Genomic DNA, 11,958 nt, shown 5'->3' with positions numbered 1-11,958 from the left:
ACGGCGGAATTTCCTTCCGCCGATGCCGACAATTATTCCGCCTGCGGCGGTACGTCGCGCTCTACCATCCAGCCACCCCCGAAGGAGTGGACTGCATGAGCGTCATCACCGATATCGAAGACCTGCGCCGCCTGGCGCGCAAGCGCGTGCCGCGGATGTTCTACGACTACGCCGACTCCGGTTCCTGGAGCGAAGGCACCTACCGCGCCAACCAGGACGACTTCGCCGCGATCAAGCTGCGCCAGCGGGTCGCGCGGAACATCGAGAACCGCTCGCTGCGCACCCGCATGCTCGGCCAGGAGATGGCCATGCCGGTGGTCATCGCGCCCACCGGGCTGGCCGGCATGCAGCATGCCGACGGCGAGATCCTCGCCGCCCGCGCCGCCGCCGAGTTCGGCGTGCGCTACACCCTGTCGACCATGAGCATCTGTTCCCTGGAGGACATCGCCACGGAAGTCGGCCAGCCGTTCTGGTTCCAGCTCTACGTGATGCGCGACCGCGATTTCATCGAACGCCTGATCGACCGTGCCAAGGCCGCCGGCTGCGACGCGCTGGTGCTGACCCTCGACCTGCAGATCATCGGCCAGCGCCACAAGGACCTGAAGAACGGTCTCTCGGCGCCGCCGCGGCCGACCCTGGCCAACCTGCTGAACATCGCCACCAAGCCGCGCTGGGCGCTGGGCATGCTCGGCACCCGGCGTCGCGGTTTCGGCAACATCGTCGGGCACGTCAAGGGCGTCGACGACATGGGCTCGCTGTCCGAGTGGACCGCCCGCCAGTTCGACCCGCGGCTGAACTGGGGCGACGTCGAATGGATCAAGCGGCGCTGGGGCGGCAAGCTGGTGCTCAAGGGCATTCTCGATGCCGAGGATGCGCGGTTGGCCGCCGACTCCGGCGCCGATGCGCTGGTCGTCAGCAACCATGGCGGACGCCAGCTGGACGGCGCGCCCTCGACCATCAGCGCGCTGCCGGAGATCGTCGAGGCGGTGGGCGAGCGCATCGAGGTCTGGCTCGACAGCGGCATCCGTTCCGGGCAGGACGTGCTCAAGGCCATCGCCCTCGGTGCGCGCGGGACCATGATCGGCCGTCCCTATCTCTATGGGCTGGGCGCGCTGGGGCAGGCCGGAGTGACGCGGGCGCTGGAGATCATCGCTCGTGAGCTGGACCTGACCATGGCCTTCTGCGGCCATACCGACATCCGCGAGGTCGGCCGGGACATCCTGTTGCCGGGAAGCTATCCGCGATAGCCGCGAACGGCGAAGGGGAGGGAAGAGCGCAAGCCGCGCGGCTGACGGCCGCGCGGCAAACAGGATCAGGCGGCGGAACTCCAGCGCAGGACGATGCTGCCGTCGCGCTGCGGGTCGAGCAGCCACTGGTTGGAACGGTCGAAGCTTTCCAGCAGGTGGGCCCAGTCGCCCTCGTCTTCGCCGGGCAATCGGGAAATGCAGGCCTGGCAGGCCTGTTGCGCAGCCGGGGCGTGGATGATGCGCTGGATGCGGGTGTTCAGCAGGTCATAGGCCGTGGGCAGGGCGGGGATCGATGCAGTGTGGTTCATGGGTGCCTCCGCTTGCTTTCTCGGTTATGGGTGGGTGGACAAAGGAACCCTCGGTTCCGGCGAGATACCTTTGTAGCGGAACTCGTGTGAAGAAAGTATTGCAACGTTGTCGCAGGGGCGCGCCGCAGGGATGTACGGCTCTTGGCAACGGCTCTGGCGGTAGGCGACACTGCGTCGCGAGGAAAATCGTTGCGCATTGTTTCAATTCGCGGAAAGGCGTTTTTCCAGGGATGGGCTTTGACCGGCACCCAGTGCAAGGCAAGGTGACCGGTACTTCTCGACGGATACGACTGCATGGCGTTAGAACCTTCCGATGTTTTGCTCGAATCGGTGTTTTGTCAGCTGGATGCCGACACCCCGCGTTCCCTCCATGATCTCAAGGGCGACCCCAGGGCCAACCTGCTGGCGATCCGCCTGCTGTTCCGCCAGGGCCGCATCACCGGCGTGCTGCTGGACGACCCCAGCGGTGCCGAGGACCAGCATGGGCCGTTGATCTACCACGCCGAGCGCCTGCGCGTGCGGCGCGGCTAACGCCGTTTCCCCTGGCCGAGCCGCTCGCTTTCCGGCGAGCGGCGAGGAGCGGGCCACCGGGAATGCTGCCTCGCCCGGGCGATTCCCGCCCGGCTTGGGTATCGTTGAATTCCATTCAACGATACGTTCAGTTCTGCCAGGTTATCCGCCGCAGTCCTCTCGCCAATAATCTCCCTTCAGTCCGATGAGAGACTCGCCGCGCCCATGGGGGGCGGCGCAGTCGCCGTGCGACTCCATAACCAGAAACCAGAAAAGGCGTGCACCGATGATTACCCTGAACCTCAATGGCAAGGATCATCAGCTCGATGTCACCGAGGATATGCCCTTGCTCTGGGCTATCCGCGACGTCGTCGGCTATACCGGGACCAAGTTCGGCTGCGGCATGGGCCTGTGCGGCTCCTGCACCATCCATATCGACGGCCAGGCCACCCGTTCCTGCATCACGCCGGTGAGCCTGGCGCAGGGCAGGAAGGTCACCACCATCGACCACCTGCACACCGACAAGGTCGGCGAAGTCGTCCAGCAGGCCTGGCTGGACATCGGCGTGGCGCAGTGCGGCTACTGCCAGGGCGGGCAGATCATGTCGGCCACGGCGTTGCTGAAGAGCAACCCCGCGCCCAGCGACGAGCAGATCGAGGCGGCCATGGCCGGCAACATCTGCCGCTGCGGCACCTACAACCGGATCAAGACGGCGATCCACAACGCCTCCGCCAAGTTGCAGGAGGCCAAGGCATGAAGCGCTCGTACCCCGACGATCTGGTCATCGGCAATCTCAGCCGCCGCGGTTTCCTCAAGGGCGTCGGCGCCACCGGCGTGCTGCTGGTGGCTGCCAACTGGGGCTGGCGCGACGCCCTGGCCGCCGAGAAGAAGGCCTTCGGCGCCGACGCCATGCCCCACGGCTGGGTGGATAACCCGAAGATCTACGTGAGCATCGACCGGGACGGCACGGTCGGCATCGTCTGCAACCGCTCGGAAATGGGCCAGGGCGTGCGCACCAGCCTGGCGATGGTGGTGGCCGACGAGCTGGAGGCCGACTGGAGCCGGGTCAAGGTGATCCAGGCGCCCGGCGACGAAGCGCGCTACGGCAACCAGGACACCGATGGCTCGCGCAGCATGCGCCATTGGTTCGAACCCATGCGCCGCTGCGGTGCGGCGGCGCGACAGATGCTCGAACAGGCCGCGGCCAACCAGTGGAAGGTTCCGCTGGGCGAGTGCCGCGCCGAACAGAACAAGGTGCTGCATGCGCCCAGCGGCCGTTCGCTGTCCTTCGGCGAACTGGCCGAGGCCGCCGCGGGCCTCGAAGTGCCGGCGCGCGACAAGCTGCTGCTGAAGAAGCCCGAGCAGTTCCGCTACATCGGCAAGGACGTGGCGCGCGCCATCGACGGCGCCGATATCGTCAATGGCCGCGCCGGCTTCGGCTTCGACGCGCGCTTCGACGACATGCTCTACGCCGTGGTCGCCCGGCCGCCGGTCTACGGCGGCAAGCTCAAGCGCTACGACGCCGCCGCGGCGCTGAAGGTGCCGGGGGTGGTCAAGGTGATCGAGATCGAGGGCCGGCCGATCCCGTCCGAGTTCCAGCCGCTGGGCGGGGTCGCCGTGGTGGCGCAGAACACCTGGGCGGCGATCAAGGGGCGCGAGGCGCTGGTGGTCGAGTGGGACGCCGGGGTCAACGGCGGCTACGACTCGGTGGCCTACCGCAAGCAACTGGAAGAGGCCGCGCGCAAGCCGGGCAAGGTGGTGCGCGACAGCGGCGATGCCGCGGCGCTGTTCGCCAAGGGCGGGGATGTCGTCGAGGCCGAGTACTACCTGCCGCACCTGGCCCAGGCGCCGATGGAACCGCCGGTATCCACCGCCTGGTACAAGGACGGCGCCTGCGAGGTCTGGGCCCCAACCCAGGCGCCGCAAGTGACCCGCGAGCGCATCGCCGAGCGCCTGAAACTGCCGTTCGACAAGGTCACGGTCAACGTGACCCTGCTCGGCGGCGGTTTCGGCCGCAAGTCCAAGCCCGACTTCGTGCTGGAAGCGGCGATCCTGGCCAAGGCGTTCCCCGGTCGCCACCTGCGCGTGCAGTGGACCCGCGAGGACGACCTGCATTTCTCCTATTTCCACACGGTCTCGGTGGAGCGCCTGCAGGCCGTGCTCGGCGCCGACGGGCTGCCGCAGGCCTGGCTGCATCGCTCGGTGGCGCCGAGCATCACCGCACTGTTCGGCCCGGACAGCAAGCACCAGGGCGCCTTCGAACTGGGCATGGGCCTGACCAACCTGCCGTTCGCCATCCCCAACGTGCGCCTGGAGAACCCCGAGGCCCCGGCGCACACCCGGGTCGGCTGGTTCCGCTCGGTCTCCAACATCCCCCACGCCTTCGCCATCCAGAGCTTCGTCGGCGAACTGGCGGCGAAGGCCGGCCAGGACCCGAAGGACTACCTGCTCAAGCTGCTCGGCCCGGCGCGGCGGATCGACACCGCCGAACTCGGCGACAGCTGGAACTACGGCGAGTCGCCGGAGCGCTACCCGCTCGATGTCGGCCGCCTGCGCGGGGTGATCGAGGAGGCGGCGCGCCAGTCCGGCTGGGGCGGCGAGCTGCCCAGGGGCAGGGCGCGGGGAATCGCCGCGCACTACAGCTTCGTCACCTACGTGGCGGTGGTGATCGAGGTGGAGGTGAAGGACGACGGCGCGCTGCTGGTGCACAAGGCCACCATCGCCGCCGACTGCGGTCCGCAGATCAACCCCGAGCGCATCCGCTCGCAGCTCGAAGGCGCCTGCGTGATGGGCCTGGGCCTGGCGGCGCTGGGCGAGATCAGCTTCAAGGATGGCAAGGTCCAGCAGGACAACTTCCACCAGTACGAGCTGGCGCGCATGCCGCTGGCGCCCAAGGCGGTGTCGGTGCATCTGCTCAAGCCGGACGGCGACCTGCCGCTGGGCGGGGTCGGCGAGCCCGGCGTGCCGCCGATAGCGCCGGCGCTGTGCAACGCGATCTTCGCCGCCACCGGCAAGCGCATCCGCGAGTTGCCGATCCGCAATCAGTTGCAGGGGTGGCGGAAGGCCTAGGTCCTAGGTCCTGATCGTCGCCTGCGTGAGTTCGCGCGAGCGCAGGCGATGGATCAGGTTCTACGCGGAAGTCGTTGTCGAAGAAGAGTTTTCCGTGCCGCCGTCCCTCCCTGGCAGAGGCCTGTCGGCGGATAACGCGCGTGGCCTCGTTCGCCCTGCGCAGCGAAGACGGTAAGCGGATGCCAGGGCGGACAACGGGTAGCGTTATGCGCCGCCTTGTCGTTTCAACTTAAAGTGAATTCTAGTATTTTATTTATCTTATTAATCAATAGGATAAATCGTTTATTAAAAGTATTTTATAAGAATTGGGGGTCTTCCCAGCCGCTCCAGGCCGCCTGCTTGCCGTCGAAACCTGATTGGCAATTCTCCAGGATCGACGACCCCGCGTCGTCCGTGCGCGAGGCCGTCATGGCGGTTCAGTAGATCGGCAGGTCCGGTTCGGGCAAGGCGACGATGTCGTTCGCCGTCAGCCCCAGCAGGCTCATCAGCGCCGGGTCGCGCAACGGCGACTCGCCGCGTACCGGGCCGAAGATTTCCGCCATGTGCCTGCGCAGGCTGGCCACCCGTTGGCGATCGGCCATCCAGCGGGTGAAATCGTGCACGTCGACGTTCTTCAGCGACTCCAGTGGCGGCAGCCCAGGCGCTTCGCCGACGTCAGCGCGGGCGCGCCAGCCGCCGTAGCTGGACTGGAACTCGGCCGAGCCCAGGTAGGACAGCAGCAGCTTGGCCGTGGCCGGATGACGGGCGGCCTTGAAGATCGCCGCGCGCTGGTTCCAGACGATGAACGGCTCGTCGGTCGGGATGAAGTAGCCGGCCGGCGTATCGCTGTCGGTCGCATAGCCGGTCAGGTTGCCCAGCGAACCGATGGAGTCGGTGCCCACCGAGGCCGCCGGCGCCGCCGTGCCGCGCAGGAAGTTCGGCTTCTGCGCCGCCAGGGCGCGCAGGAAACCGCTGCCGTAGCGCCGTTCCAGCTTGTCGTAGACGTACAGCACCGCATCGTCGTCATGGGGATAGGTCAGCACCAGCTTGCCCTTGAAGGCCGGCTTCAGGTAATCGGCGAAGCGCGTCGGATAGCGCTCCGCTGGCAGCCGGACGGAAGCGTAGGTCGGCACGAAGGCGTTGTTGTAGGCCGTGACATAGGCGCCGTCGGGATCGGCGTAGCCTTTCTTCTGCCGGGCGAAGCCGATCGGCTTGTAGCGCAGCAGCACGTCGCGGGCCTTCCATTTGTCGAAATCGAAGGTGGTTTGCAGCATCGCCACGTCCGGCGTCAGGGTGCCGGCGGCGAGTTCCTGGTCGATGCGCAGGTCGTGGAACTTGGAGAGGTCCACCGTGACGTCCAGGGTCACGCCGGGAAAGCGGCTCTCGAAGGCCGTCTTCAACCAGTCCATCTGGTTCGGCGCGTCGCCGCCGGCCCAGAGCACCACCTTGCCGCCTTCGCCCTGTGCGCGGGCGTAGAGCGACGCGAGCCTGTCGGTCTCGCCGGGAATGACCAGGGTCGCCCCCGCGGTTTCCGGCCCTAGAGCTGGCTTTCGTGGCAATTTTCCCGCCGTTTCGCCGGCGAACGAAGAAGATGCGAAGACCACAACCCATGCCGCCATCAGCGGCTTCACCCTGTCGATCATGTGCCGTTCCTCTGCTGAAAACGAGCGTCGCCGCTCCCGGTGAGGCCGGCGCGCAGGCGCGCCCCTCATGGATGGGACTGGTCCGCTGCGCCGGGCTTCAGCGCCGCGAGGAGACTTCGCGGAAAATCGCGGCAGACTTCTCGTTTCGGCATTCTCGGATGCTTGCGCGGGAACTCCGGGTACGGCCGCGTAGAGCCTGCCTAGAAGCCGGCCTTCGCCGCCAGCGCCGCAGCGGCTGTCCGCGTGTTCACTTCCAGGGCGCGCAGCAGCGAGGAAACGTGCACGCGCACGGTGAACGGCGAGATCGACAGCGCGCGGCCGATTTCCTTGTTCGACAGGCCATCGGCGATCAGCCGCAGTACCGCTTGCTGCCGTGGGGTCAGGGCGTCCAGGAGGGCGCGTTGCCGACTGCCGGCGCTCGACCCGCCGCGCAGGCGCACCACCGGTTCGCCGCTGCCGAGCGTCTGCAACGCCGTGCCGATCTCCCCGGCCTCCAGGGATTTGCCGAGGTAGCCGTCGGCGCCGGCGGCCAGCACCTCGTCCACCAGACGCGGGTCGTCGAGCATCGAGACGATGACGATTGCGCTGTGCCGATAGGCGCGACGCAAGCGCTCGATGGACTGGGAGGCGGCGAAGCCGGGAAGCAGCAGGTCGAGGACGAAGAGGGCGGGAGGTTCCGGCGAGACGCTCGAGGCCAGGCGCAGCACCTCGTCGAAGCTGCCCGCTTCGCTTACGGCGGCTTGCGGGAGGTAGCGGCGGACGACCCGTCTCAGGCCATCGCGGAACAGGGGATAGTCATCGGCGACGATGACCCGTGCGGGGAGGCTTCTTGTGCTAGGCATTGTCGTCCCGTCCTTGGGGGCGGCCAGGGTGCGGCAACCCCTGCATCGACCGGCCGCAGGCCGGCCGGCGAGGGCGCTGCGGGCACCGTTCGATCCGCCGAAAATCCTTTTTCGTCGATCCCTGTCGCGGGGCTCCGCCCCGCATGACAGCGGAATTCTAGCGCCGCTGGCGACACGCATGTCGGGCATTCGTCAGAAAAACAGCAAGCCAGCCCCACGGCGAGCGCGATGGGCTGGTCTATCCTGCTACAACGCCATCGCGCTCGGGAGGACGGCATGGGCTGCCCGCAGGTCTGCGCCGGCGCCACCCTGCAATGCAGCTTCGGGGCGGCGCCGACGGTGCTCAACGTGTTGCCGCAGAACCGCACCCTGACCAGCGGGATGCCGGCGGCGAACATCATGGACCACATCCCGCTGCTGAACATTCCCACCTTCGGCCTCTGCCAGAGTCCGGCCAACCCCGTGGTGGCCGCCGCCACCGCCGCCGCCCTCGGCGTACTGACGCCGATGCCGTGCATTCCCGCCACCGCCAGCCCGTGGATCCCCGGCGGTCCGCCGACCCTGCTGCTGGGCGGGATGCCCGCGCTGGACGCCAACGGCACGCTGATCTGCACCTGGGGCGGGGTGATCAAGATCAGCGTGCCGGGACAGGTGCAGATGCTGATTCCCTGAGCGCCGCCTGGCCGATGCGCGCCTAGGGCTCCGCCAGCCTGATCCACCACCAGCGCCAGCGCGCCATGGGTCTGCCCTCGCTGTCCAGCGGCCGGCCGTCATCGGCGAACGGCTGGGCGCCGTCCAGTAGCTGGCCGTTCAGGTAGCGTCCGTCGAAGGCCAGTTGGCCATTGCCATGGAAGCGCTGGTAGACCCCGTCGCGCACGCCGTCGCGGTAATGCTCGCGCTCGGCCACCTGGCCGTTGGCGAAATAGGTGAGCGCTTCGCCGTGGAGCAGCCCGTTGCGGTAGTGCGCCTTGCGCTGCAACCAGCCTTCCGCGGCATGGAAACTGACCGGCCCGTGCAGCTTGCCGTCGACGAAGGCGAGTTGCGCGGAGACCTTGCCGTTGGGATGGAACAGGGTGCTGGCGCCGTGCAACTGGCCCTGCCGGTAGCCGAGGCTGGCCTGCGGCCTGTCGTGCTCGTCGATGCGCAACGGACCTTCCAGGCTGCCGTCGAGCAGGTTACCAGCGAGATGGCTGTCGCCACGAACCAGGTCGAGCTTGCCGGATGCCGCCATGCGCTTCTCCTCAGTTGACCTTTACTAGGCCGCCCTTGATGGTCAGCATGCCGCCGCCGTCCACCGTCTGTTCGGCGCCGGCCTTGTTGGTCAGGCTGACGCCGGCATCGTTGGTCAGGCTGGTGCCGGCCTTGTTGGTGAGGGAGGTGCCGGCCTGGTTGGTCAGCGACGTCCCGGCCTTGCTGGTCAGCGAGGTGCCGGCCTGGGCGGCGAGGTCGGCGTCGCTCTTCAGGGTCAGGCTGCCGCCGCTCTGCAGGGCGAGGGTGCCGCTGACCTTGATGGTCAGGTTGCCGTCCACCGTCAGCTCGAAGTTGCCGCTGACCTTGTGGCTGTAGTTGCCGCCGGTGCTGTGGGTCTGGTCGGCGCCCACCGTCACCGTGCGCGTGTCCTTCACATCCAGGCTGTCGCTGCCGGTCTGGATGGTCACCGTGCGCTTGCCTTTCTCCAGGGTGACGGTCTCGTCGCCTTCCTTCACCGTGCGGGTGCGGGCATTCTGCACCGTCAGGGTCTCGTCGTGGCCGATGCTGGCGGTGCTGTCGTTGAGCACGTTGACGTTGAGGTCCTTCTGCGCCTGGAGGAAGACTTCCTCGGCGTCCTTCTTGTCCTCGAAGCGCAGCTCGTTGAAACCGCCGCCGCCCTTCGACGAGTTGGTCTTGATCCCGGACTGCGTCTGGTTGTCCGGCAGCGCGTAGGGCAGGGCGTTGTCGCCGTTGTAGACGCAGCCGGTGACCAGCGGGCGGTCCGGGTCGCCGTCGATGAAGGTGACGATCACTTCCTGGCCGATGCGCGGCACGAACTGCATGCCGAAGCCCTTGCCGCTCCAGGGCAGCACCACGCGCACCCAGCAGGAGGAGGTCTCGTCGTTCTTGCCGTCGCGGTCCCAGGGGAACTGGATCTTGATCCGGCCGTACTGGTCGGTCCAGATCTCCTCGCCGGCCTTGCCCACCACCAGGGCGGTCTGGGTGTGCATGCGCGGCTTGGGCGTGACCCGCGCGGGGCGGTAGGCGGTGGCCTTGGGGATCGCCTCGAAGCGATTGCGGTAGTGCGCGTGACTGGCGTCATGGGTGACCGAGGTCAGCACCCAGTCGATATTCAGCGAATCGTCGTCATGCCCGCTGAGGGTGAACCAGTGGCCGGGCACCAGCCAGCGGCAGTCGCTCTCGCCGATCAGGCGCGTCTCCTGGCTGCGCAGGCCGTCGATGCGTTGCTTGGTCAGGCTGTCGCCCTGGGCCTTGGCGGTGTAGCCGCCGGGGTGCTGGTAGACGCCGGCGGCGCCGGAAACCGCCTCGGCCTGGGAGTACAGCGAGGTGCCCGGGGTGGTGAACTCGTAGTCGGTGGCGCTGTAGGTCCCGGATACCGCCTGGAGGCTGTACTGCGCCGAACGCACGCCCTGCAACTCGCGCACGCCGATTCCTTGGCCCAGGTAGGCCACTTGCGGGCCGTTGGGAATCGGCGGGAAGGCGTCGTTGCTGTCGGCCAGCACCAGGGTGTGCTTGCCGGCGGCATGGGTGAAGAACCAGAAAATGCCGTCTTCCTCCAGCAGCCGCGAGACGAAGGCAAGGTCGCTCTCGCCGTACTGCACGCAGTATTCGCGGGGCTGGTAGCTGCCGCTGAGCTGCAACTGGTAGTCGCTGAAGCCGTGCTGGTCGAAGACCTGGGTGACGATGTCGCTGGTGGCGAGGTTCTGGAACACCCGGTTGTTGCTGGCCAGCGTCAGCCACCAGAGCCAGGGGCGCAACAGCACCTGGTAGCGCTCGGCGCTGGCATCGCCGGGGAGTTGGCGGATCTCCGCGACCAGGCCGTCGAGCGGACGCTGGTCGGCGTCGTTGTGCAGGGTGGCGGTGAGATGGGTGGCGATTGCGCCGTCCAGGGCTAAGGGGCTGGCGCTGTAGCCCAGCAGTTCCCAACCGGGCAGTGCGTTCAGGCGTTCTTCCCCGGCCAGACGCTCCGGGAACAGGGCTGCCAGCGCCGAGGCGGTCAGGGAGAGGCTGGTATTGCTATCGGTGGGACGGGGCATCTGGGTCCCTCGTTTCTGTCGGGACAGCGGCGACGACTACATGTAACTGATGCGTTTGCCGATGGCCTTCCTGTTCTCTGGGTCGCTTCCGGGCACCTGCTGGCAGGCATAGCTCCACCATTCTTTGCGTAGGGCATTTTCCGATAATGGTGCTTCGTCCCAGGGGCCGAGGCCGACGCAGCGGTATTCGAACAGTACCGTGGAGTAGTGGTTGTCGTCGTAGCCGGGTTGTGCGCCTCGGCAACTGTAGTAGGCATGCAGCAGCTCATGAGCCAGGCCGATTGCCGGAGGACGTATCCGGTTCAGCGGGTTGGTCGCTGTGGGGTTCCATCTCACATGGGCGGAACAGCCAGCCGAAGGCGGCGAAACGTCCTTAAGGGCAACTATGGTCGCAAGCCGCGCATGGTTCTGCTGGGCATCGCTGAGGCGGTGGGGTAGCGGCTGTCCGGCAAGCCAGGCCGCCACTTCGTGGTTGGTGATGGCGATGTTGTGGGCGGAGATACCGAAATGTCCGCTGTAGCTCTGCTCATTGAAATAGCCTTCATTGCTGTCGCTCCAGCGGAAGTAGCGGTGGTCGAACAGCAGCATCCAGCGGTTGGCATACTGGCGGGCGCGCTCTAGATAGCCGTAAAGGCCACCACCGTTGCCCGGCACGCCGTCCAGGGCCCAATGCGGCGAACTGTTGATGACATAGGTCAGCCACTGGGTCTGCGCCTGCGGGGCGATGCCTGTCTGATTGAGCGCGATCTGGGTCTGGGGGCCGGGACCGGTTCCTACGATGATTTCTCTGGCGACCTGATTGAGCGCCATGGGCTGATTGGTGGACTGGACATTGTTGCCCAGCGACGAGGGGGTGATGTCGACGAAATTGTTCGTCGTGTAGAGGTTCCAGAGCAGCGATGCGCCCGTCGGCGTAGCGTTTATGTAGTTCAGCGCGCGATACACCTGTCCCTTGAAGGCGGAGGGATACGGGCTTTCCTCGTAGAAGCCGGTGGCTTCGTTGAGCACCTCCCAATCGCTGTCCTGGGTCAGCACGGCGATTCCGGGCGGGGTCGCATGATACAGGCCGTTCGTGGGGCGCCAGTATTCGATGGTTCGGGGCATGACGGCAG

Annotated in this window: 11 protein-coding genes; 5 read left to right on the top strand and 6 right to left on the bottom strand. The window is 67.0% G+C overall.

The genetic code is table 11. The features are described from left to right. The first annotated feature begins 95 nt into the window (after nucleotides 1–95). A complete protein-coding gene (gene lldA, locus FOC67_RS12445) occupies nucleotides 96–1,247 on the top strand; it encodes an L-lactate dehydrogenase LldA (protein ID WP_009316140.1) in 1,152 nt (383 codons plus the stop codon). 65 nt (nucleotides 1,248–1,312) lie between these two features. Here lldA and FOC67_RS12440 read toward each other — a convergent pair whose 3' ends face one another. Then, complete coding sequence (locus FOC67_RS12440) at nucleotides 1,313–1,555, bottom strand: DUF1654 domain-containing protein (protein WP_003089526.1); 243 nt, start codon at nucleotides 1,553–1,555, stop codon at nucleotides 1,313–1,315. A gap of 294 nt (nucleotides 1,556–1,849) precedes the next feature. Here FOC67_RS12440 and FOC67_RS12435 point away from each other — a divergent pair, with 294 nt between their 5' ends. The 3 genes from FOC67_RS12435 (at nucleotide 1,850) to FOC67_RS12425 (ending at nucleotide 5,134) form a co-directional block, all read left to right on the top strand. Beyond that, nucleotides 1,850–2,086, top strand: a complete 237-nt coding sequence (locus FOC67_RS12435; protein ID WP_003104944.1) for a hypothetical protein — start codon at nucleotides 1,850–1,852, stop codon at nucleotides 2,084–2,086. Between the two features lie 265 nt (nucleotides 2,087–2,351). After that, on the top strand, nucleotides 2,352–2,822 hold the full coding sequence (locus tag FOC67_RS12430) for a (2Fe-2S)-binding protein (RefSeq protein ID WP_003089521.1): 471 nt from the start codon (nucleotides 2,352–2,354) through the stop codon (nucleotides 2,820–2,822). After that, nucleotides 2,819–5,134 carry a xanthine dehydrogenase family protein molybdopterin-binding subunit gene (locus FOC67_RS12425; protein WP_003131517.1) on the top strand — a complete coding sequence of 772 codons (2,316 nt, stop codon included), beginning with the start codon at nucleotides 2,819–2,821 and terminating at the stop codon, nucleotides 5,132–5,134. The genes FOC67_RS12430 and FOC67_RS12425 overlap by 4 nt, the downstream gene beginning before the upstream one ends. A 416-nt stretch (nucleotides 5,135–5,550) precedes the next feature. On the opposite strand, the gene FOC67_RS12420 is transcribed toward FOC67_RS12425, so the two are convergent. Both FOC67_RS12420 and FOC67_RS12415 read right to left on the bottom strand, forming a co-directional pair. Beyond that, on the bottom strand, nucleotides 5,551–6,672 hold the full coding sequence (locus tag FOC67_RS12420) for an ABC transporter substrate-binding protein (protein WP_174707735.1): 1,122 nt from the start codon (nucleotides 6,670–6,672) through the stop codon (nucleotides 5,551–5,553). A gap of 284 nt (nucleotides 6,673–6,956) precedes the next feature. After that, a complete protein-coding gene (locus FOC67_RS12415; RefSeq protein WP_023116885.1) occupies nucleotides 6,957–7,598 on the bottom strand; it encodes a response regulator transcription factor in 642 nt (213 codons plus the stop codon). Between the two features lie 276 nt (nucleotides 7,599–7,874). Here FOC67_RS12415 and FOC67_RS12410 point away from each other — a divergent pair, with 276 nt between their 5' ends. Continuing rightward, entirely contained in the window at nucleotides 7,875–8,270 is a 396-nt protein-coding gene (locus tag FOC67_RS12410; protein WP_003089513.1) for a DUF4280 domain-containing protein, read from the top strand. Nucleotides 8,271–8,292: 22 nt separating this feature from the next. Here FOC67_RS12410 and FOC67_RS12405 read toward each other — a convergent pair whose 3' ends face one another. From FOC67_RS12405 to FOC67_RS12395, 3 genes are read right to left on the bottom strand one after another with little or no spacing between them, the layout of a single operon-like run. Continuing rightward, the gene (locus tag FOC67_RS12405) at nucleotides 8,293–8,829 is read right to left on the bottom strand and encodes a toxin-antitoxin system YwqK family antitoxin (RefSeq protein ID WP_003131532.1); all 537 of its coding nucleotides are present in this window, start codon (nucleotides 8,827–8,829) and stop codon (nucleotides 8,293–8,295) included. Between the two features lie 10 nt (nucleotides 8,830–8,839). Further along, nucleotides 8,840–10,846, bottom strand: a complete 2,007-nt coding sequence (tssI, locus tag FOC67_RS12400; protein ID WP_009316136.1) for a type VI secretion system tip protein VgrG — start codon at nucleotides 10,844–10,846, stop codon at nucleotides 8,840–8,842. 36 nt (nucleotides 10,847–10,882) lie between these two features. After that, a complete protein-coding gene (locus FOC67_RS12395) occupies nucleotides 10,883–11,950 on the bottom strand; it encodes a M91 family zinc metallopeptidase (protein ID WP_003124577.1) in 1,068 nt (355 codons plus the stop codon). Nucleotides 11,951–11,958 lie beyond the last annotated feature (8 nt).

It is taken from the genome of Pseudomonas sp. FDAARGOS_761, from assembly GCF_013343155.1.
GTDB lineage: Bacteria > Pseudomonadota > Gammaproteobacteria > Pseudomonadales > Pseudomonadaceae > Pseudomonas > Pseudomonas aeruginosa.
This window is presented reverse-complemented; position numbering and strand designations above follow the sequence as displayed.